Origin of the sequence: Cytobacillus praedii, from assembly GCF_001439605.1 — a bacterium.
Classification (GTDB): domain Bacteria; phylum Bacillota; class Bacilli; order Bacillales; family Cytobacillaceae; genus Cytobacillus; species Cytobacillus praedii.
The window spans coordinates 204,790-226,675 of record NZ_LMBX01000002.1 but is presented as its reverse complement, the minus strand read 5'-3'; the positions used below and the strand labels follow the sequence as shown (position 1 = coordinate 226,675).

Sequence of the window (21,886 nt, the reverse complement as noted above, 5' to 3'; positions counted from 1 at the left end):
TTCGTGTTTCCTTTATCTCAGTCGCGGTCCTTCCAGTTTGTCCGGCGATGATCAAGGCGCTTCCGCTTTTCTAATAATATTCCCATCTTTCCATGTTCATTATAAAATGTCAACAGTAAATATTGCTATGGGTTGCAGAAGACGGCAATTTGGAAGAAAATGATGACAAGGAGGAATTGGAACATGATTAATGTTTTATTTGTATGTTTAGGAAACATTTGCCGGTCACCTATGGCAGAAGCGATGTTTCGAGAGCTTGTTAAGAGGGAAGGATTGGAACATGAGGTCAAAGTAGATTCAGCAGGTACAGGGGACTGGCATGTTGGCAGTCAGCCTCATGAAGGAACTAGAAGCATTTTGACAAAATATAAGATTGATGCAGAGGGCCTTCGTGCAAGGCAAATTCGAGAAAGTGACTTACTTGATTTTCAATACATAGTGGCGATGGATACTTCTAATGTTAAAAATATCGAGAAGCTTAAGAAGGCAAATTCTTCTGCACATATTGTTAGACTCCTTGATTATGTCGATGAAAGACAAGAAAAGGATATACCGGATCCTTATTTTACAGGGGATTTTGAGGAAACATATGAACTGGTGAAAATAGGATGTACAAATTTATTAAATGAACTTCGCAGGAACCATAATATATAAAGAAAGTGAGAGTGTAAAAAATGGGGAAATCATTATTTTGGAAAGGTGTACTTTTGGGTGCAATAGCTGGAGGTGCATTAAGTTTATTTGATAAGGACACGAGACAAGCTGTTGCAGCAAATTGTAAAAAGACAACGGGTGAGATTACACATTATATCAAGCATCCTAACGAGGCTATCAGCCAAGTGAAGGACATGACGAATAAGGTGAAATCAACCATTGAGCAAGTGACTTCTGATGTTTCCTATATTGCTGGCAAGGTAGAAGAATTAAAGGAAGGAACAGCAGATATTGCAGGACTGGAAGATGAATTCGATGAGTCTTATAAAGAGTGGCCAATCGAAAATAAGAACTAAGCAGAAATGAGGGGAGATGTTGAAATGGGACAAGTATTCTCGACTCTTATTCCGAGATTAGTAAAAAGAATAATAGCGAATGATATATTCGGTCTTGCTGCTCAATTGGCCTATTTCTTCCTGCTTTCTCTCTTCCCATTGCTATTATTTTTAGTTACTCTCTTGCCCTATTTGCCTATCACTCAAGAGGATATCCTCGGAGTTATCCGTGATTTTGCACCGGGAGAGAGTATGCAGTTAATTGAAACAAATATTAATCAACTTTCACAAAAAAATGGAAAGCTCCTATCCTTTGGTATCATTGCAACCATTTGGTCAGCCTCGAATGGAATTAATGCAATTGTTAAAGCGCTGAATTCCGCTTATGAAGTAGAGGAAAGCCGTCCTTTTCTGATTGCAAGAGGTATGGCAATTTTATTTACCTTTGCGATGTTGTTTGTTTTTGTCGTCGCGCTGCTCCTTCCTGTATTTGGAAAGCTGATTGGGATCTATTTATTTGCTAAGTTTGGCCTTTCTGATGAGTTCATGTCGATATGGAATACACTTAGGTGGCTCGTTAGTTCCATCATTTTATTCATTGTTTTTACAGGGCTTTATTGGATCGCTCCTAATAAAAAATTAAGGTGTATAACTGTTGTTCCAGGAGCTATATTCGCCACATTTGGATGGATTTTATCATCCTTAGCGTTTTCCTATTATGTAACGAATTTTGGCAACTACTCGGCAACGTATGGAAGTATTGGTGCGATTATTGTATTGATGATTTGGTTTTATTTAACAGGGGTCATCATCATTATTGGCGGAGAAATCAATGCCATTTTCAGTAAATATAAAAACGATGATTGTTAAGAATATGCTATAAGTTTCCTATGATAAAAATAAGCTTCTGTTAAAGAATAAGACAGGGGGAAATGATTGATTATCAAAGGAGGCAACAAAATGACAAAGCAAACAAAAAAAGATGGCGGAACAAAGCAAAAGGGTAAGAATAAGCCGAAACAAAAAACATCTGGTTCTGCAAACGGTCAAAATGGATATCATTAAGAAAAGCCCGGGAAATCCCGGGCTGTTTTTATGATTGTCTAGCGCAAGCGTTATTGCCTATCAACCTTCAGGCCTTCTCCGCAACGTTTGCGTCAACATCGGTTCACTCCCGCTCACCGTGTTTCCTTTATCTCAGTCGTGGTCCTTCCAGTTTGTCCAGCGATGACCAAGGCGCTTGCGCTTTTCTATATGTCTAGCTCCAGCGCCTATCGCCTAACAAACTTCAGGCTCCCTCCCTACGATAAGTCAACATCGGTTCGCTCCCGCTCACCGTGTTTCCTTTATCTCAGTCGTGATCCTTCCAGTTTGTCCGGCGATGACCAAGGCGCTTGCGCTTTTCTTATTATGATTTCAATAATCTTAAGCTATTGAGGATAACTAAAATGGTGCTGCCTTCGTGAGCGATAACACCGAATGGAAGATCCACAAATTGAAGAAAGTTGGATGCAATTAAGAACATAATAACGGTGATGGAAAAGACCACATTTTGCTTAATGATGCGATTCATTCGTCTTGAAAGTTCTATTGCATCAGAAATGCGCGGCAAATCGTTCTTCATGAGAACGACATCTGCTGTTTCGAGCGCGACATCAGAGCCTTCTCCCATAGCAATCCCAACATTAGCAGTAGCAAGGGCGGGAGCGTCATTAATTCCATCTCCAACCATGGCAACATTGCTATGTGTTTCCTTAAGCTTTTTTAAGTGCTCCACTTTGTTTTCAGGTAAACATTCCGCAATAAAGTCATCTAAGTGGGCTTCATTTGCAATGGCTTTCCCTGTTTTTTGGCTGTCACCAGTTAGCATTATTGTATAAATGCCCTGGTTTTTTAATTGATCAATCGCTTTTTTTGTCTCTTCACGAACCACATCCTGCAGAGCGATGAGCGCAGCTATTTCATCATTTTTTTGAACGAAAACAACAGTTTTCCCTTGATTAGCCATTTTTTCTAATGCGCCATTTGAAAAGTTTTCGGCTGCATCAAGCCCAACAAAAGATGCTTTGCCAATTTTCCACTCATCCTCAACTATAGTAGCCTTTACTCCCCAGCCAGGAACGTCCTCCATCCTTTCAGGAGTAATAAATGCCTTGTCTATAGTCTTCTTTGCATAATGAACAATAGCGTTCGCTAATGGATGAGTAGAGTGACTTTCAATGGAGGCAGCTACTAATAAAACTTCCTCACCAGAAACGCCATCGGCAGCAATAATATCAGTTACTTCAGGTTTTCCCTTTGTTAATGTACCTGTTTTATCAAATGCAATCGCTTTTAAATGGCTTAAGTTTTCTAAATGAACGCCTCCTTTAAAAAGGATCCCATGCCTTGCCCCATTTGAAATTGCAGATAAAGTAGCAGGCATAATGGAGGCAACTAAAGCACAGGGAGAAGCAACAACAAGCAAGATCATCGCCCGGTAAAAGGTTTCCATCCAGCTCCATCCTAACAGGTAGTGCGGGAGAAACATCATCAACACAACAATGGTTAAGATCACCTTGACATAAGTGCCTTCAAATTTTTCAATAAACAGCTGGGAAGGAGATTTTTCACTTTGTGCAGATTGAACAAGCAGAATGATTTTTTGAAATAGAGTTTCACTGTTTGGCTTTGTAATTTCTATAGTAATAGAGCCATTTAAATTGACTGTTCCAGCAAAAACGGCATCCTCTTTTTCTTTAGATACAGGGATGGATTCCCCAGTAATCGCAGCCTCATCAATGGTTGTATGACCTTTGGCAATTTTGCCGTCAGAAGGAATTCGTTCACCGGGTTTTACTAAAATGAAATCTCCAATTTCTAATTCGGAAACATGGATTTTTTCCTCAAAGCCGTCATTGATCCGTAAGGCTTGTTCTGGCTGCAGCTCCATTAAAGCCGATATCTCTTTATGACTTTTGTTCATCGTGTACGTTTCCATGGCACCACTTACGGCAAAGATAAAAATGAGTATGGCACCTTCTGTCCAGTAGCCAATTATGCATGAGCCAATGGCTGCAAATATCATCAGCATCTCAACATTTAATTCTTTATTGGCAATAGTTTCTTCAATGCCTTCCTTTGCTTTAGCAAAGCCGCCAATGATAAAGGCAATGATATAAGTGGTGATTGAAGCAGCAGCAAGTTCATTTTTATCTAGGATCCAGCCGGCTGCAATAAGAACACCGCTTAGCAGAGCAGCTATTAATTCCGCATGCGGTTTCGCTTTTTCGAATAAGCTTTTGTTTTCGGCTAATGTTGTACTTTGAATTAATGTTTTCACTTCAGAACTCAAGATTTTTCCTCCTTTGTATGATGAATTAAAACTTTTTGTTATTCTTGTTGAGAAAAATAATCAACGTCAATTGCCCTATAAAACGACGAAAGCTGCCGCCCGGAGGCGACAGCAAAAAATCATTGCAGACACATAGTCATTTATTATAATTATTATTTCTAGTTTACTATATAAGGAATGCAATGAACAGGAAAATGTTTCTTTTTCAGCTATTAAAATATGTTTCCTTTTTTGCAGAAGTTTGCTTTTGCCCAAATAGAACAACAATCAAAAAGATGAGCAAGAGCATTATACTTATGATATTGAAAAAGCTAATTGTTTTGAAATATTGAATAAAGACTCCGCCGATATAGGGTCCGGCTAAACTCCCAATACTAAAGGCAACCCCGCAAAGAAGATTTCCTGTTGGAAGGAGATTCTTTGGCATTAAGTCAGTCATAAAACTTATGCCAAGGGAAAAGGTTGAGCCGACAACCATACCAGCAATAAATAGGCAGATCGTTAGAGCGATTATGCTTTCTTCCATGAAACTTGCTGCCATAAAGCTTAAAAAACCGGCAAATAAAATAATCATCAATATGTTTCTTCTTCCATATTTATCACTAAGAATCCCCAATGGCAATTGAAAAACAATGGCACCAATTGCAAAGGAGGTGAGCAGAATCGATACACTGGATATGTCTAGCCCGATTCTAAGCCCGTATACAGGAAAGCTCCCATTTAATGAGGCTTCGAGAAATCCGTAGCCTAAAGGAGGCAGGAATGCAACCCATCCGTATTTCGCAGCTTTTTTAAAACGCTTGATTGTTTCTTTAATTGAATTAACCTCAATCGTTTGCTCAGGATAATCATTTTTTAATGTAAAAATAAATACCCAGGCAATGAGGCAAAGTGCAGACGAAATGATAAAAGGCAAAGCCTCGTTAACTTTGACAAGCGGGGCCATTAAAGGTCCAATCGCAAACCCGACGCCAAAAAATAGTCCATATAACGAAATATTCCGCCCTCTTTTATGCTCAGGTGAAGAAGAAGTAATCCATGTTTGAGTCCCAAAGTGCAGGGCATGATCACCGATTCCGATTAACAGTCTTAAAATAAACCAAAACCAAAAGGATTTCCAAAAAGGAAACAGGATGAGTGAAAGAACAACAAGTAAACCGCCAAGAATAATTACTGGTTTATAGCCATATTTTCTTAATGGATATTCCATAAAAGGAGAAATGAGCAGGATGCCGATATATAAGCCCGTCGCATTTAGTCCATTTAAGCTGGAGGATATTCCCTCATTTTCAAAAATGATAGCGATCAGAGGGAGCAGCATTCCCTGACTAAATCCGGAAATTGCAACAATACTAACTAAAATCCAAAACCTTGTATTTTCTTTGTTCATTATGAATCCCTCTATTTCTTTTTGCGCTCACTAATGATGGTACTCGAGAATAACTGGGAATGGCAAGAAAAATAATGTTTTTAAATCAATTGTCAGGGAAGAATAAAATGACATATTAAGGTGAAAAGTGTGCAGCAAGCCGGAGGAAATGTGAAATTTGTTTCAGAAGGGATGATTCAATTCAATGAATAAAGTTTTTATGGTACTAGTATTGGCTGGAGTTCCTTTATCTGTCATCGGAACCCTAATGCATTGGTCAAGTATTATCTTATTTATCGTTTATTGCTTAACAATCATTGCATTAGCAAGTTTTATGGGAAGAGCAACTGAAAGTCTGGCAATTGTAGCGGGGCCAAGGATTGGCGGGTTATTGAATGCTACCTTTGGAAATGCGGTTGAACTGATTATATCCATTTTTGCGCTGAAAGAGGGTTTGATTGGTGTTGTCTTAGCTTCCCTAACTGGGTCGGTATTAGGAAATTTATTATTAGTTGCCGGTTTATCCTTTTTTATCGGCGGGCTTAAATATAAACGTCAAACCTTTAATGTGTTTGATGCTAGACACAATTCGGGGCTTCTCATGTTTGGTGTCATTGTTGCGTTTGTGATCCCTGAGATTTTTTCTCAGACGATGCCGGAAAGTAAAACATTAAGTTTTAGTGTAGGGATCTCTATTATTTTGATTGTTTTATATTTAGCAGCTTTACTATTCAAGCTTGTGACCCATCGAGGGGTCTATCAAACGGATGATGTAAGCGAAGGTCGGCATGAAGAGGAAGAGCCTGAATGGGGGAAAGGCAAAGCGATTACTGTTCTTCTCCTTGCAACCATAGCGGTCGCTTATGTTTCAGAAAACTTAGTGCATACATTTGAATCAGTAGGAGAAACCTTCGGCTGGTCAGAGCTATTTATCGGGGTAGTCATCGTTGCCATTGTAGGGAATGCGGCTGAACATGCATCAGCAATCATTATGGCCTATAAGAATAAAATGGACATTGCCGTTGAAATTGCCATAGGTTCAACCTTGCAAGTAGCGATGTTCGTCGCGCCGCTGCTAGTTCTAATCTCCTTAATGTTTCCCACAGCAATGCCATTAGTATTCACACTGCCAGAGCTCATAACAATGGTTACCGCAGCCTTACTTATGATAATCATTTCAAATGATGGCGAAACCAATTGGTTTGAAGGAGCAACATTGCTTGCAGCTTATCTAATAATGGGAATTGGATTTTACCTCTTGTGAAAATTTTTAGACTCTAATGAATTGGGTGTTTGGAAACAATAATGGGAAGGTGTAAAGAACTAAAAAAAAGAATGTACAAAAAAGCGCCGTAGTGTGCAAATAAAAATGAGGTATACACAATAAAACGCAGTTTGTCCATTATAAATTGCTTTTCCTAACAAAAAACGACTCTGCAGCAACTGCAGAGCCGTTTCTATTCTCCGTTTAAAAAAGGAATGTCAATCTACTCGCTTGAAAAGGCATTGATCACCAACTTTCATGTTGTTATTTGACCACAAAACCTATGTTGGAACGATGATTTCTATACAATAAAAATGTCATCCTCCTTTAGTAATAAGCGAATCGACTTAACCGCCCTCCTTTTTCTATTAAGTAAATTTATTATAAATTAATTATTAAGATTTGTAAATATTCTGATTTTTACAAATGTGTTACAAAATAGGTGAAATCGAGGTTAATTTTATTTCTAGGAATGGATAATATTACAGAACTCCGAAAAAACTATAAGCATACCTAAAAAGATTGTGAATTGAAAGGAGTTCATCAGCATGAAAAAGTACTTGTCCATTTTCTTGTTAGGTCTAATTATTGTTTTTACCCTACAACATCCTGCTGAGGCAGATAAAGAGAAGAAAAAGGATGAGCAAATTCCGAAGGGAATAGCGATTCCGAATTCGGTATTGCAAATAACGAAAGAAAATACGTATCCGAATCCAGCCCAGGATATGCCAACACTGCAGCCTAGTGAACTGACACAAAAGTTAATTGATTCATCGAAAGTGAAAATAGAAAATCCTGATCTCATTCGAATGCTTAATGAAACGACTGTGAATAGCACACCATTTGCTATAGGGTATCGTGCAATCGTTTATCTAGGGCAATGGCCGCTTAATTATGAGTCATCTGAAACTTCACCGAACTGGGAATATCAAAAGATTAATACCAATTATTTTGATAACAGAGGAGGAAAAGCGCCATATCAAATTCATTATGTTCAAGAAGTTCAAAAAATTGTCAGAGGCGGTCTAACAGCAAAAGTACCCAATACCGAAGATGTCAAAAAGATGATGCTGGTAAAAGCGATGGAGAAGTCAGGATTGCCGCTTGATTTCGAGACGATTATTGGTGGAGGAACAAAAAAGGACCATAAGTACAACATTCCTCCTAAGCGATTAGGTTATTTATATGCGTATGCTCCTGCAGTCAATGAAAAAGGAAAGGTGACTTATGGAGAAGTGTATATCATGCTAAAAGGAAACAAAAAAATGATTATCATTAAAAATGTTACTTCACAAGGTGTGGGTGCATGGATTCCGATCCAAGATCATGTTTCATTCGGTTTCATGGCATCTGAACACCCGAGATAATATCTGGAGCTTTACACAGTTTTGGGAAAATAAAGGGTATTTATTCTACACAGATGAATAGTAAAAAACAACCAGCCGTTTTAGCGGCTGGTTGTTGTTGTAAACTGGGCTTTTCGTTTGAGAAAATCAATATCCTTGTAATAGCTGTTTTTCACAAGTACATTCGGACCAAGGCAGCGAACCTGAGGGCAATGACAGTTCAATGATTCTGCAAGGTTAGAGCCCATCCACTTTTGAAATACATCTTCTAGCGAATCCTCTTGAATATTTCCAAGTGCTGGGGTATCACCGAAATCAGTTACAATGACCTCACCAGTGAAAATATTTACATTTAAGCGGGAGCGTCCATCAGGATCATTTCGCACCGTTACATTTTTTGCAGCATAGAGCCGTTTTAATAGATCTAAATCATCCGCATTTGGGCTGCATGCATAAAATGGAAGGGTGCCAAACAGCATCCATGTATCTTCATTCCGAATATCCAGTAAATGATGAATAGCAGAACGCATTTCCTCTAAAGAAAGTGTTTCTAATGTGGAGGCAAAATCGGAAGGATACATGGGGTGAATCTCATGACGTCCACAGTTCATATCCTCAACAATTTGCTTATGGATTTTCTCAAGGTAGGGCAAGGTCCGTTTATTAAGCATTGTCTCAGTTGAAACCATCACACCTGCCTTTGCCAGCTCACGGCTATTCTCAATCATCCGATCGAAAAGCTTCATCCTTTGTTCCACGGATGGCTTGCGCTCCATCATCGCAAAACCGCCTTCGATAAAATCATTCTCTGTGCCCCAGTTATGAGAAATATGCAGCACATCAAGATAAGGAATGATTGCTTCATAACGGCTTAGCTCAATAGTTAAGTTCGAATTAATCTGTGTCCGAACACCACGATTATGTGCGTAACGGAGTAATGGCACAACATACGCTTCCACAGACTTTTTCGATAGCATTGGTTCTCCGCCAGTAATACTTAAAGATCTCAAATGTGGGATTTCCTCTAATCTTTTAAGTAAGAGATCGATTGGCAGTCCATCAGGATCTTTAGGCTGAAGAGTATAGCCGACAGCACAATGCTCACATCTCATGTTACACAAAACAGTAGTCGTAAACTCAATATTAGACAATGTAAGCTTTCCATATTCCTCCATGTCCATATACGCTTCCCACGGGTCATACATCGGGCTTATTTGTTTTTGCTTTCCTATCATTATTTTCTTCCTTTCTAGTAACATCTGATATTATTAATTTTACTGGCTATATTGTCAATAGATACTGATTATGCATAATAAAAACCAACTTTTCTGAAATTATATTTGGATAAAAATTAATTGACTTGCAACTATATGAAAGATTATTATATTTTTATTAACGACTATTTAACGACAATTTTAAATTATCTAATAATAGTTGTATTCTGGGCTTGGGGGAATGTTTATGAAGAGGGAGATATCGTTTAAAGTTGCCATAATTCCGCTTGCTGTAATGATAGTCGTAATGGCTCTTACGGTTGTTGTACTAGAGCAGGGACCGCACATTCCTTTAATTGTTGGGACATCTGTTGCGGCACTAGTTGCTTGGCGTTCTGGCTATAAATGGAAGGAAATTGAAGAAGCCATGTATAAGGGGATTCGTCTCGCTTTGCCAGCCGTTATTATTATTATGCTCGTCGGCCTTACAATTGGGGCTTGGATCGGCGGAGGAGTTGTAGCTACGATGATCTATTATGGATTAAAGATCATCACGCCTTCACTATTCCTAGTTTCAATATGTGTCATTTGTTCAATTGTATCTTTAGCAATTGGAAGCTCATGGTCAACAATGGGAACAATTGGTGTCGCTGGGATGGGGATCGGACTAAGTATGGGGATACCTGCTCCAATGATAGCGGGAGCCATCATTTCAGGTGCCTATTTTGGGGATAAAATGTCACCGCTTTCAGACACAACCAATTTAGCTTCAGGGCTGACAAATACAGATTTATTTGTACATATTAAACATATGTTTTATACAACAATTCCAGGCCTCCTTATTGCATTAGTTACATATGCATTTTTAGGAAGGAACTTTGGGAAAGGGAATGTAGATACTGCCAATATTGATCAAATTATTGGAGTCATGCAGGATAGCTTTGTGATATCCCCTTGGCTGTTAGCCGTGCCATTAATCGTAATTATTTTAGTAGCCAAAAAAGTTCCTGCTGTTCCGGCTTTGGTAATAGGGATATTACTAGGTTTTCTATCACAAATTATCGTTCAAGGAGGAAATGTAGCTGACGCAGTTGCTACATTACAAAGCGGGTTTGTCATTAATACTGGGAATGAAATGGTGGACAATCTTTTTAACGGCGGAGGATTAGACTCCATGATGTACACGGTTTCAATGACCATTGTCGCAATGACTTTTGGAGGAATACTAGAAAATACAGGAATGCTCAGTGCCATTGTTTCACAAATTTTGAAACTAGCTAAAACAGCGAAGAGTCTGGTAATCTCTACTATTGCTTCCTGCTTTGCTACAAATGCTGCATGTTCTGAGCAATACATTTCTATTGTTATTCCATCTCGCATGTTTGCAAAAGCTTATCGTGACAAAGGGCTTCACTCGAAAAACTTATCAAGGGCTCTAGAGGATGGGGGAACATTAACGTCCGTCTTCATTCCTTGGAATACATGTGGAGTGTTCATTTTCGGCACACTTGGAGTATCTGCGTTCCAATATGCGCCATATGCTGTACTTAATTTTATCGTACCAATTATTTCAATTATCTTTGCTATAACTGGATTTTCTATCGTTAAACTGACAGAAACAGAAAAGCTAGCACTGGAAAAAGAAGAACATACTGTTCTTAAAGGATAAGGAAAAAAGGAAAGTTCATTTTTGAATGAACTTTCCTTTTTCCTACATTCAGAATCTTACTGGTAAATTGGTAAATTAAGTATATATACAGCTCTTGGTCGTCCTTGCTGATAGGTCATTTCCTCACCGACTGTACTGATATATCCGTGATCAGCTAGTTTTTTTATAATCCGCTCAGTCGTTCTTCGGGTTACTTGCAAATACTCACTAAGATCTGCCGCGGTAAAGTGATGGGATTGTCTTTCCTTTCCAAATTGGATGAGCTTAGAAAGATTAGCCGGACTTAATTTTGCCTTTTGAGCAATTTGAAGCAATTCAGGATGATCATTGATTAAGCGCTGCTGCTTTTTCTCCTTTGGGTAAGGGCCTAACAATTTCTTGTCATTCGTCAAAATGTACATGCAGCTTTCTTTTTGATCTTTTTCGGCAAAACGCAGAGCAACTAGAGCGTTTTTATCCGCTTCCATAATTGTTGAACCAAAGCCAAATCCGATAGATACACCAGGGAAACCTGAAAAATACTGAAGGAGTATATCCTGCTCTAGTAATCCTTCAATGTCACCGCGAGTGCTGTATAATGTATAACCAGTAGAGCTGATTTGCTGAATTGAAGCATGAATGGCATGCGCAATTGCTTCAAAGAGTTTCTCAAGTTCTTTTACTTGTAAGTCTGTCGATAAATAGCCAACTGCGATCTGTGCCGATAGACTCTTTTTATACATGGCAAATGATTTTGCTTCTTGTAATCCGCGAATTACCGAGGTTTTCGGGTCTGCCATTCGCATAGAAGGGATCCCATGAAGCACTAATTGATCGTAAACAGCATGGATGCTTGTTATAGCTAAATCAATTTTTCCCTTTTCCCATAAGGATTGATGAAAAGAGACAATCTCGAATAAATTGAAGCTATCCTTATTAAGCATATCCTTGTAGTCAATGACATGCTTTGGGAAAGTTTCAATATCTACTGAAGAAAGTACATCCTCAACGATGGCAGAGTTGAATAAATCAATGGATATACGATCGAATGAAACCTGCTTATGATAGATAGCAGCTAATAAGGAAGATGATATTGTTAGTTCATCCTGAGCTAAATAAAGAGTAGGAACTGGCAGCTGCTCCCGTTCTTTTTTAGAAAAATAGTAAGGCAATGCCCCAGAAAAGAACACAACATCACAAGGTTTAAGCTGATTCATTAAACTAGGTGCCTGGAGAGGATCTTGATAGATGTAACTGTCTAATTCAACCTCATTAATTAAAGATGCAACAGATTTGATTCGTTCGAAAAATTCAGTTGAACTTATTACTGCAATTCTTGTTTTCATTGGTTCACCTCTTTTTATAGGGAATATCTAGCGCAACCGTCCTATCGCCTATCAGAAATTTAGGTCTCCTACCCACGATAAGTCAGCATCGGTTCGCTTACTCTTGCCTTATTTCCTTTACCGTTGTACCTTCTAGTTTGTACGGCAATGATCAAGGTGCTTCTGACTTTCCTAATTAACGACTATTTAACGACAACTATATCAAATAAATAGAATATTTGTAAATTAAAAAATAAGGGAGTTTTTACAAATGAAAATTACAGCTATTCATCTTTATGCGATTCACTTACCGCTTCATGTCCCATTTGTTGTCAGCTACCATACTTACGATTATATGCCATCTGTTATTGTAAAAATAGAAACAGATGAAGGCATTGTTGGATATGGGGAAGCGGTAGCGGATGAGCATGTGACAGGAGAGTCTTGGGAAGGCGTTTACCAGATTCTCAAAAATACTCTTGCACCTGTTGTAATGGGAAAGAACCCGATGGAGATAGAAAAGCTTCATGATTATATGAACAAAGCAATTTATGGTGCTCCGACGGCAAAAGCAGCCATAGATATTGCTTGTTTTGATATTATGGGGAAGAAGCTGCATCAGCCAGTGTTTCAGCTTATTGGCGGCAGATATCATGATGAGTTTCCGATTACTCATGTTTTAAGTATTGCAGAGCCAGAAGAAATGGCAGTTGAAGCTGCTGAAATGGTTGAGCAGGGATACCGCTCCTTTAAAATGAAGGTAGGAACAAATGTTAGCTTGGATGTTAAGCGTATTCAAGCCGTTCGCTCAAGGGTAGGAAAAGAGATTGCGATTCGAGTAGATGTCAATCAAGGCTGGAGAAATAGTGCAACAACGTTAACCGCTCTTAATCAATTACAGGGTTGTAATCTTGATTGGGTTGAGCAGCCGGTTGTGGCAGATGATATCGATGGAATGGTTGAGATAAAAGCGAAGTCTGTCTTTCCGTTAATGATTGATGAAGGATTAAAAGGACCTCGTGAAATGCTGGAGATTATCCAAAAACGTGCCGCTGATAAAGTGAACATTAAATTAATGAAATGCGGAGGCATTTATCCAGCGGTTAAGCTTGCATATCAGGCCGAGCTTGCAGGCATTGAGTGCCAAATTGGGTCCATGGTGGAATCCTCCATTGGCTCTGCAGCCGGTTTCCATGTTGCTTTTTCTAAAAAAGTGATTAAGAGTGTAGAGCTGACTGGTCCGCTGAAATTCTCAAAAGATGTAGGCAATCTTCATTATGATGTGCCATTTATCCGGCTAACAGAGAAGCCAGGCCTTGGAGTGGACGTAAATGATGAAATGCTTAAAGAATTAACAGTTTTCCATGAGAGTGTTCATTTAAAGGAGGAGAATGTGTGAGTCACGTTTATGAAGGAATACTTAAAAATCAACAGATCTCCTTTACTGTAAGAAAATTAACGTTGGAAGATTTGCCAGAAATATTGAATGTACAAAACCATGTGATCCATCAGCTGGAAAATAAGGAGCGGCTTCAGCCGTTATCAGCTGAAGAATTTCAATTCATCTTAGAAGGAAATGGGAGGATGATTGGTGCATTTGCTGAGAAAAAGCTAATTGCCTTTCGTGCATTGCTAGTACCTCCTATTGATGAAGAGCATTTAGGATGGGATATCGGGCTATCGGAATCAGAATTACCCAAGGTCATTTACCAGGAGATTTCGAATGTGCTTCCAGCATTCCGCGGAAACCAATTGCAAAAAATATTAGCAAGCCTCATCATGCAGGAATTAGCAAAGAAGAATCATTCATACCGCTACGTCTGTTGTACGGTTGCCCCTTTTAATATTCCAAGTCTTAAGGACAAATTTTCACAAGGAATGAGGATAGCCGCTTTAAAAGAAAAATATGGCGGCAGTTTGCGGTATATTTTTGTGAAAGACTTAGAAGAAATAGGAGAACCTGAATATAAGGAAACAATTTTTATTCCAATGAAAGAATTTAGTGCTCAACAATCAAAACTAACTGAAGGCTGGCAGGGACTGCAAATGGAAGAACGAGCAGGAGAATGGTGGGTGAAATATGCCCTTCACACAAGAAATGCCTGGCGAGGCAGATAAATAAATTGAGATGACAAAGAGAAAAAAATATATTTGCGAATGGAAGGATTTTTCGATAGGATGGTAACGTAGTGAAAGGAGAGAACGATTTGGGTAGTCCGATTAAAGATAAAAATAGCCAGGTTTCATTTTTAAAGCAGCGGTTGAATATGTTTCTTGATGTCTTGGAAGCAATTGAACCAGAAGAAACGGAACTTGAAGATATTGATCGTTTAATTGACATGATTGATGATCTTGAAACAAAATGCCGTGAATTTAATAACCGTGAAGAATAAGAGCCGCTTGGCTCTTTTTTATTTAGCTCTATTCTAAAGGATTGTTGTTTTTTGATTAAATGGTTTGAGTAAAAATCTAAGACATATAACGTTGATTGTAGCGGAAGATGTGAGACTCCTGCAGGAGAAGTTGGACAGGTGAGATCCTGCAGGCGCTTTAGCGACGAGGAAGCTCAGCACCCACTCCGCGGAAAGCGAGCGGCATGGAGCGGTAATCAACTTCTAGCTAAAAGCAAAAACAGTCTTTTAATTTGATATCCAAACCTTGGTCTTTCCAACCTATTATGATAGGGGTATAATAATATACGTTAAATAATTTATAATTTTCATAATAGATATATAAGGGAACAAAGGGAAAGGGGACCAGCAATTCATGAATATCGAAAAATTTCAGGAAAGCATGTACAAGCTAATTGTTGAAACTTCTACAAAGCTTCCTAGGGACGTACGCCGCGCCATTAAAGCTGCGAAGGAAAGAGAAAGTGCCGGTACGAGATCAGCGATGAGCTTAGCTACGATTACAAATAATATTAAAATGGCTGATGATAATGTTTCTCCGATTTGTCAGGATACAGGTCTGCCTACTTTTAAAATTAAGACACCGGTTGGTGCAAATCAGCTTGTGATGAAAGAAGCGATCAAAAACGCTATCGCTCAAGCGACAAAGGACGGAAAGCTCCGTCCGAATTCAGTTGATTCGCTAACAGGGGAAAATAGCGGAGACAATCTTGGTGGCGGAACACCTGTTATTAAGTTTGAACAATGGGAGAAAGATTATATCGACGCACGCTTGATTCTAAAAGGCGGCGGCTGTGAAAATAAAAATATTCAATATAGCCTTCCTTGTGAGCTTGAAGGCTTAGGACGTGCAGGCCGTGACCTTGATGGCATTCGCAAATGCATTATGCATTCAGTCTACCAAGCACAAGGACAAGGATGCAGTGCAGGTTTTATTGGAGTTGGAATCGGAGGAGACCGTTCTTCTGGCTATGATCTTGCAAAAGAACAGCTTTTCCGTTCGGTTGAAGATGTGAATCCAAACGAAGACTTACGCAAATTAGAAGAGTATGTAATGAATCACGCGAACGAACTTGGAATTGGGACAATGGGCTTTGGCGGAGAAACGACCCTTCTTGGCTGTAAAGTAGGCGTTATGAACCGTATTCCTGCAAGCTTCTTCGTATCTGTTGCTTATAATTGCTGGGCATTCCGCCGTCTTGGTGTCGCTGTCAATCCTGAAACAGGAGATATCAATGAGTGGATGTACCAAGAGGGAGAAAACATCGATTTTGGAGCGACAGAGGCAGAAAAGGAAACAGCAGCTGCTGCAGAAACGAAAAGTGAAGTCATTACTTTACAAGCGCCAATTACGGAAGAACAAATCCGTAGTCTAAAAGTTGGAGATGTTGTTCAAATTAACGGCAGAATGTATACGGGCCGTGATGCGATTCACCACCACCTAATGGAGCATGATGCGCCAGTTGATTTAAATGGTCAAGTCATTTATCACTGTGGTCCAGTTATGCTAAAAGACGGTGAAGGAAATTGGCATGTAAAAGCGGCGGGGCCGACTACTAGTATTCGTGAGGAGCCTTATCAAGGTGATATCATGAAAAAGTTCGGCATTCGTGCGGTCATTGGAAAAGGCGGCATGGGACCCAAAACATTAGCTGCGCTTAAAGATCATGGCGGTGTGTATTTGAATGCAATCGGTGGAGCGGCCCAATATTATGCTGATTGTATTAAAGCGGTTGAGGGTGTAGATTTAATGGAATTCGGTATTCCAGAAGCGATGTGGCATCTAAAGGTAGAAGGCTTTACAGCAGTAGTTACAATGGACTCTCATGGAAACAGCCTGCATGCAGATGTAGACAAATCTTCATTAGAGAAATTAGCTAAGTTTAAAGAACGAGTATTTTAATTCGGATATTTAAAAGAGAGATCCTGCTTAGGGTCTCTTTTTTGTGGTTTTTATTGGAATCAGTAAGAGGGAATGTTTTTGTTCCAGTCACAAACAATAAGAAAAAAATAGAGGAGGAGCGCAGATGAAACTTTTCAAACATCTGATCGTTCTAAGCACAATCTTAATGTTTTTTTCTACAACAGCTCATGCTGATTATGCCAATTCCCCTATCCATTGGGGATTTAAAAAGGGAGCAAATGAAGAGCAGGCAGATGCAGGAAAGGCTCTTGACGATATGATGGTCCGGCTGGGAGCTTTTTATAAAGGCGATCCAGCGAAAAAGGATATTTATCTTACCTTTGATAATGGGTATGAAAATGGCTATACAGCAAAGGTATTGGATATTTTAAAGAAGGAAAAAGTTCCAGCAGCCTTTTTTATTACAGGCCATTATATAAATAGTGCCCCTGATCTTGTTAAGCGTATGGCAGCCGAAGGCCATATTATTGGCAATCATTCGTGGAGCCACCCAGATATGACAAGAATCAGCGGCGATAGGCTTGCTGAGGAGCTGGAAAAAGTACGTGAAGGAACAGAGAAACTGACAGGAATCAAGCATATGTCATACTTGCGCCCGCCAAGAGGGATCTTTAGCGAACGTACAATTCATCTGGCAAACCAAAACGGTTATACACATGTCTTCTGGTCATTAGCATTTAAAGATTGGCTAACCGATCAGCAAAAAGGCTGGCAATATTCCTATGACAATATCATGCGGCAAATACATCCCGGAGCTATACTTCTGCTGCATACTGTTTCTAAGGACAATGCGGATGCGCTTGAAAAGGTTATTAAGGATCTAAAAGCAAGAGGCTATACATTTAAAAGCCTGGATGACTTAATGATGAGTCAGGCGTTTGAGGAGAGTATGCTGTATTGACATTGGTCAATTTTTGAGAAGTAGCCTGTAATTAGGTAAAAGTGGCCCGTAAATCCGAAAAGTAACCTGTAAAAGTATAAAAGTGGTCAGATTTTACAAAATGTAAACAAAATAAAATGAAAGAACCCGAATTTTTCACGGATTCGGGTTTATTCCTGCTTAAAAAGACGTGAACAGTGAAAAATGGTATAATACGAGAAAATGTCAAAGGACGGATCATGATTGGAAACAATAAAAATTGATGGACCTTATAATTTTGACCTCGTACTCGACAGACTCTCACTTGACCCGCTTAATCAGGTTGATGCAGAAAATAGATGTGTATTTGTTCCTTTAATGATTGGAAATGAACCAATTGTTGCAAAAGTGAAAGCGACTGGTTCAACTAAAGCACCTGAATTTGTTATTACAGGAATAGAAGAATCGTTCCAGGATAAAGCTGCTAAAAGACTTGGAGAGATTTTTCAATGGAATACACCGTTAGAAACTATCCATCAGCATTTTCAAAATACGGATCTTAAAGGAATATTTGATCAGCATTACGGGACACCGATCGTTCTCGATTTCGATCCATATAACTGCTTACAGAAATGCATTATTCATCAGCAGCTAAATCTATCCTTTGCCCATACTTTAACTGAGAGATTTGTAAAGACATTTGGATTTGAGAAGGACGGAGTTTGGTTCTATCCGCTTCCTGAGACAGTGGCGGAATTACAGGTTGAAGATCTGCGTGAGTTGCAATTTAGTGGGCGAAAAGCAGAATATGTCATTGGTATTGCCAAGGAAATTGCCTCAGGAAATCTTAATTTAGAGGAATTGAAAAATAAATCTGACCAAGAAGTATTTAATCAATTAATTAAACTGCGCGGTGTTGGGCCGTGGACTGTACAGAACTTTCTGATGTTCGGTTTTGGCAGACAGAATCTATTTCCGATGGCTGACATCGGCATACAAAATGCGTTAAAAAAGCAATATCAATTAGAAGCAAAACCAACCCTGCAGGAAATGGAGTCATTTTCAAAGAGTTGGGACCCTTACTTAAGTTATGCCTCTCTTTATTTATGGAGAAGCATTGAATAATATGGAGTGATTAAGCAACATGAAAGAAGAGCAATCAAATAAATTGAAACTCAATCAAACATTTCCGCTGACCATTAAAAGGCTTGGAATTAATGGCGAGGGCGTCGGCTATTTTAAAAAACAGGTTGTTTTCGTACCTGGAGCGCTCCCTGGTGAAGAGGTTGTTGTGGAAGCGACAAAGGTTCATCCAAAGTTTTCAGAGGCGAAGATAAAAAAGATTCGCAAGCAATCAGAGTTCCGCGTCAAGCCGCCATGTCCAATCTATGAAGAGTGTGGAGGCTGTCAGCTTCAGCATCTTCGCTACGACCAGCAGCTTAAAGAAAAACGAGATATCGTCATTCAGGCATTAGAAAGACATACAAAGCTAGACCCTTCCAAGTTAGAGATTAAAGAAACGATTGGCATGGAGGATCCTTGGAGTTATCGTAATAAAAGCCAATTCCAGGTTGGATTCAGAGATGGAAAAGTCCTAGCTGGCTTATACGGGATGAATTCCCACCGGCTAATCAATATTGAACAATGTGCCGTTCAGCACCCGCAAACAAATAAAGCAACGAAAACGGTCAAACGAATTCTTCAGGACCTTAAGATTCCAATCTATAATGAGAAATCAAAAAAAGGACTTATTCGGACAATTGTTGCAAGAGTAGGGATTCAAACAGGAGAGCTTCAAATTGTTCTAATTACAACGAAAAAAGAACTGCCAAAAAGAGAACTTATCATACAAGAAATAAAAAAGAGACTGCCTGAAGTTAAATCAATCATTCAAAATATCAATGGACAGAAAACCTCTCTAATCTTTGGAGACGAAACCGTCAATCTTGAAGGAAGCGACTTCATTCAAGAGACGCTAGGCGACCTTCAATTCGAACTTTCAGCACGAACATTCTTCCAATTGAATCCAGAACAGACGGTAAAGCTATATAATGAAGTGAAAAAAGCTGCCTCACTCACAGGAACAGAAAAAGTGGCAGATGCCTATTGCGGGGTTGGAACAATCGGTCTGTGGGTTGCAGATGGTGCAGCTGAAATTAGGGGAATGGATATTATTCCTGAATCGATTGAAGATGCTAAGAAAAATGCGGCACGCCACGGAATCAAGCATGCGAAGTATGTTACTGGCAAAGCAGAAATCTTACTGCCGAAATGGGTCAAAGAGGGCTGGAAGCCAGATGTGATCATCGTTGATCCGCCTAGAACCGGCCTGGATGAGCAGCTATTGAAAACAATATTGAAGGTAAAGCCGAAGAAGGTTGTATATGTATCCTGCAACCCATCAACATTGGCGAAGGATATTAGTGTATTGAACAGGAGCTATAAAGTAGAGATGATGCAGCCTGTGGATATGTTTCCGCAGACGAGCCATGTGGAGTGTGTAACACAACTCATTTTAAAGTTGTAAACCAAAAATAAACTCCTGACATCTAAAACAAACTCCTGTCATAATCAAAACAAAGTTCTGATATGCATGTGGAAAACGTGTGGGTAAATGCAGGAACAAAAGGAAAAATAAAGAAGGTGGGAGCAGGAAGCCCATCCTTTTTAATTCAGGGGAAAAGTGAGAGGATAAGTAGGGAAATCCTTGTCCTATCAATGTTTGAATGAAAGAGAGAGGGGTTCGTCAGAACCCCAAAGGCATGAAAAAAAGCAGGACAAAATTCCTTTCATTTGACCTTAAATCCTGTTCCCTGTCCTACGACTTTATTATCATAAATAATAAAGTTGTGGCAGAAAAAAGTGAGAATAAAATCGAGAAAATGATTGATTCGTGCAGAACTCTATTTTAAATGGAAGAAATTAGGGCGTGTAGGAATACGGGTTGGAGCGGGATGGAGTAGCATGACATTAATATTCCTGAACAAAAGTTGTAACTAACCAATAATTCTTACCTAAGTCACAATAAACATTTCCGATTTCACCGCCGAGCGAGAAAAAAGATTTCGTAAAAAAGCGTGAAAAAGACAGGGCTATCCCTTACGGGATAAGCCTTTTTTCTTTTTATGGACTCGGAAAACTTTATTCAAATTCGAGAAAAAACGTGGGAAAAAGCGTGAAAAAAGAGCGGAAAAAAGTGAAAAAATGAGAAGAAAAAGTGGGGAAAAGCGGGATTTAAGTAGACTTTATTCTAACTGAAAAACGTAGGAATGCGGGTTTGGGTGGGGTAAAATAGGTAGGTATTTTTATTAAGGTACAAAGTGTAACTAAATAATAAACATTTTTCAGATAAAACAAACTTTTCCACAATTCATCCACAGTTGGAATAAAGTTTGTCCAAAAAGTGTGAGAAAAAAGCCTGTTATCCCCGACATATCAACAATCGTAAAAAAAGCATTAGTGAAAAAGTCTTTTTTAACTCGATCAAAAACGTGAAAAAAGCGTGAAAAATGCCCGAAAAAACGAGATGTTTTTTAGAAAAAATGGGCAAAAAGTAGGGGAAAAGGAAAGGCTTTATTTTAACAGCGAACGGTGGAATGCGGGTTGGAGTGAGGTGAAAAAGAAAATGTTTTTTTTAACTGCACAAAAGATGTAAAGCCATAATAAACCATTTTCTGCGCTATGCCATTCCACTTTTAGCTAATGCAATTCGGAAAGCAGAGCGGGTAGCTCCTGCTATGGAATCGAAAGGATTTACTGGAGAAACCGACCGAACACATTATCATGAAATGACCAACGATAGACATGATTGGATTTTTGTGAGTGTGTTTTTATCTTATCAGTATGGTTTTTTAAATATCTAATTTGTAGATATTTAAGATACTGTGCCTACTAGAAGATAAGTTTAAAATAGGTAGTTGACAAACATAATACAATTCTGCCAAGTAATTGAAGACTCAAGATAATGAAGAAGAGCAATCTGAATATTTCAGAGAGGCTTTTTTTTATTGTCTGCCAGGCATAGGGAATACTTGATGATGTAATGACTACTTATAAGATCACTTCTAAACTCACGTGGAAGTAGGAACGAAAATAGTTATGAGAAACTATCTCCATGTAATTATTAAACTTTTTCGTATAATCATAATTCCACACCATGATCATTCGACCATTTGACTAATTAATTAAAATAACTTAAGATAA

The 21,886-nt window shown here is 38.9% G+C and carries 18 protein-coding genes; 14 read left to right on the top strand and 4 right to left on the bottom strand.

Going from position 1 to position 21,886, the window contains the following annotated elements; all coding sequences use genetic code 11:
- The first annotated feature begins 183 nt into the window (after positions 1–183).
- From ASU02_RS02995 to ASU02_RS02985, 3 genes are read left to right on the top strand one after another with little or no spacing between them, the layout of a single operon-like run.
- Positions 184–654: a low molecular weight protein-tyrosine-phosphatase gene (locus ASU02_RS02995; protein WP_057760837.1), complete on the top strand. Its 471-nt coding sequence runs from the start codon at positions 184–186 to the stop codon at positions 652–654.
- A gap of 20 nt (positions 655–674) precedes the next feature.
- The gene (locus ASU02_RS02990) at positions 675–1,010 is read left to right on the top strand and encodes a YtxH domain-containing protein (RefSeq protein ID WP_057760835.1); all 336 of its coding nucleotides are present in this window, start codon (positions 675–677) and stop codon (positions 1,008–1,010) included.
- 24 nt (positions 1,011–1,034) lie between these two features.
- Positions 1,035–1,859 carry a YihY/virulence factor BrkB family protein gene (locus ASU02_RS02985; RefSeq protein WP_057760833.1) on the top strand — a complete coding sequence of 275 codons (825 nt, stop codon included), beginning with the start codon at positions 1,035–1,037 and terminating at the stop codon, positions 1,857–1,859.
- 538 nt (positions 1,860–2,397) lie between these two features.
- Here ASU02_RS02985 and ASU02_RS02980 read toward each other — a convergent pair.
- Both ASU02_RS02980 and ASU02_RS02975 read right to left on the bottom strand, forming a co-directional pair.
- Positions 2,398–4,323, bottom strand: coding sequence for a heavy metal translocating P-type ATPase (locus tag ASU02_RS02980; RefSeq protein WP_057760831.1), 1,926 nt, complete (start codon positions 4,321–4,323; stop codon positions 2,398–2,400).
- A 205-nt stretch (positions 4,324–4,528) separates the two neighbouring features.
- On the bottom strand, positions 4,529–5,713 hold the full coding sequence (locus ASU02_RS02975; RefSeq protein WP_057760829.1) for an MFS transporter: 1,185 nt from the start codon (positions 5,711–5,713) through the stop codon (positions 4,529–4,531).
- A gap of 184 nt (positions 5,714–5,897) precedes the next feature.
- On the opposite strand from ASU02_RS02975, the gene cax reads away from it, so the two are divergent.
- Together cax and ASU02_RS02965 are read left to right on the top strand one after the other, a co-directional pair.
- Positions 5,898–6,956, top strand: a complete 1,059-nt coding sequence (gene cax, locus ASU02_RS02970) for a calcium/proton exchanger (protein ID WP_057760828.1) — start codon at positions 5,898–5,900, stop codon at positions 6,954–6,956.
- Positions 6,957–7,504: 548 nt separating this feature from the next.
- A complete protein-coding gene (locus tag ASU02_RS02965) occupies positions 7,505–8,323 on the top strand; it encodes a YfkD famly protein (protein WP_057760826.1) in 819 nt (272 codons plus the stop codon).
- A gap of 80 nt (positions 8,324–8,403) precedes the next feature.
- On the opposite strand, the gene yfkAB is transcribed toward ASU02_RS02965, so the two are convergent.
- The gene (gene yfkAB / locus ASU02_RS02960) at positions 8,404–9,537 is read right to left on the bottom strand and encodes a radical SAM/CxCxxxxC motif protein YfkAB (RefSeq protein ID WP_057760824.1); all 1,134 of its coding nucleotides are present in this window, start codon (positions 9,535–9,537) and stop codon (positions 8,404–8,406) included.
- 226 nt (positions 9,538–9,763) lie between these two features.
- On the opposite strand from yfkAB, the gene nhaC reads away from it, so the two are divergent.
- Complete coding sequence (gene nhaC, locus ASU02_RS02955) at positions 9,764–11,185, top strand: Na+/H+ antiporter NhaC (RefSeq protein WP_057760822.1); 1,422 nt, start codon at positions 9,764–9,766, stop codon at positions 11,183–11,185.
- A 56-nt stretch (positions 11,186–11,241) separates the two neighbouring features.
- On the opposite strand, the gene ASU02_RS02950 is transcribed toward nhaC, so the two are convergent.
- On the bottom strand, positions 11,242–12,510 hold the full coding sequence (locus ASU02_RS02950; RefSeq protein ID WP_057760820.1) for a helix-turn-helix domain-containing protein: 1,269 nt from the start codon (positions 12,508–12,510) through the stop codon (positions 11,242–11,244).
- A gap of 250 nt (positions 12,511–12,760) precedes the next feature.
- Between ASU02_RS02950 and ASU02_RS02945 the strand changes: the two genes are divergently transcribed.
- From ASU02_RS02945 to ASU02_RS25650, 8 genes are all read left to right on the top strand, one after another.
- Entirely contained in the window at positions 12,761–13,888 is a 1,128-nt protein-coding gene (locus ASU02_RS02945; RefSeq protein ID WP_057760818.1) for a mandelate racemase/muconate lactonizing enzyme family protein, read from the top strand.
- Positions 13,885–14,607, top strand: coding sequence for a GNAT family N-acetyltransferase (locus tag ASU02_RS02940; RefSeq protein ID WP_057760816.1), 723 nt, complete (start codon positions 13,885–13,887; stop codon positions 14,605–14,607). The genes ASU02_RS02945 and ASU02_RS02940 overlap by 4 nt, the downstream gene beginning before the upstream one ends.
- Positions 14,608–14,696: 89 nt before the next feature.
- A complete protein-coding gene (locus ASU02_RS02935; RefSeq protein WP_057760813.1) occupies positions 14,697–14,882 on the top strand; it encodes an SE1561 family protein in 186 nt (61 codons plus the stop codon).
- Positions 14,883–15,255: 373 nt separating this feature from the next.
- Entirely contained in the window at positions 15,256–16,803 is a 1,548-nt protein-coding gene (locus tag ASU02_RS02930) for a fumarate hydratase (RefSeq protein WP_057760811.1), read from the top strand.
- A 124-nt stretch (positions 16,804–16,927) separates the two neighbouring features.
- Positions 16,928–17,725, top strand: a complete 798-nt coding sequence (gene pdaA / locus ASU02_RS02925; protein WP_057760809.1) for a delta-lactam-biosynthetic de-N-acetylase — start codon at positions 16,928–16,930, stop codon at positions 17,723–17,725.
- 222 nt (positions 17,726–17,947) lie between these two features.
- Positions 17,948–18,808 (top strand): DNA-3-methyladenine glycosylase family protein, encoded by an 861-nt coding sequence (locus ASU02_RS02920; protein ID WP_057760807.1) that lies wholly within the window; start codon positions 17,948–17,950, stop codon positions 18,806–18,808.
- Between the two features lie 19 nt (positions 18,809–18,827).
- A complete protein-coding gene (gene rlmD, locus ASU02_RS02915; RefSeq protein WP_057760805.1) occupies positions 18,828–20,210 on the top strand; it encodes a 23S rRNA (uracil(1939)-C(5))-methyltransferase RlmD in 1,383 nt (460 codons plus the stop codon).
- A 1,111-nt stretch (positions 20,211–21,321) separates the two neighbouring features.
- Complete coding sequence (locus ASU02_RS25650; RefSeq protein ID WP_082631677.1) at positions 21,322–21,546, top strand: energy-coupling factor transporter transmembrane component T; 225 nt, start codon at positions 21,322–21,324, stop codon at positions 21,544–21,546.
- Positions 21,547–21,886: the final 340 nt, after the last annotated feature.

Excerpts from the sequence above, each read along its gene's own strand:
- ASU02_RS02995 (WP_057760837.1), top strand. The coding sequence starts at position 184 with ATGATTAATGTTTTATTTGTATGTTTAGGAAACATTTGCCGGTCACCT.
- ASU02_RS02990 (WP_057760835.1), top strand. The coding sequence starts at position 675 with ATGGGGAAATCATTATTTTGGAAAGGTGTACTTTTGGGTGCAATAGCT.
- ASU02_RS02985 (WP_057760833.1), top strand. The coding sequence starts at position 1,035 with ATGGGACAAGTATTCTCGACTCTTATTCCGAGATTAGTAAAAAGAATA.
- ASU02_RS02975 (WP_057760829.1), bottom strand. The coding sequence starts at position 5,713 with ATGAACAAAGAAAATACAAGGTTTTGGATTTTAGTTAGTATTGTTGCA.
- cax (WP_057760828.1), top strand. The coding sequence starts at position 5,898 with ATGAATAAAGTTTTTATGGTACTAGTATTGGCTGGAGTTCCTTTATCT.
- ASU02_RS02965 (WP_057760826.1), top strand. The coding sequence starts at position 7,505 with ATGAAAAAGTACTTGTCCATTTTCTTGTTAGGTCTAATTATTGTTTTT.
- yfkAB (WP_057760824.1), bottom strand. The coding sequence starts at position 9,537 with ATGATAGGAAAGCAAAAACAAATAAGCCCGATGTATGACCCGTGGGAA.
- nhaC (WP_057760822.1), top strand. The coding sequence starts at position 9,764 with ATGAAGAGGGAGATATCGTTTAAAGTTGCCATAATTCCGCTTGCTGTA.
- ASU02_RS02950 (WP_057760820.1), bottom strand. The coding sequence starts at position 12,510 with ATGAAAACAAGAATTGCAGTAATAAGTTCAACTGAATTTTTCGAACGA.
- ASU02_RS02945 (WP_057760818.1), top strand. The coding sequence starts at position 12,761 with ATGAAAATTACAGCTATTCATCTTTATGCGATTCACTTACCGCTTCAT.
- ASU02_RS02930 (WP_057760811.1), top strand. The coding sequence starts at position 15,256 with ATGAATATCGAAAAATTTCAGGAAAGCATGTACAAGCTAATTGTTGAA.
- pdaA (WP_057760809.1), top strand. The coding sequence starts at position 16,928 with ATGAAACTTTTCAAACATCTGATCGTTCTAAGCACAATCTTAATGTTT.
- rlmD (WP_057760805.1), top strand. The coding sequence starts at position 18,828 with ATGAAAGAAGAGCAATCAAATAAATTGAAACTCAATCAAACATTTCCG.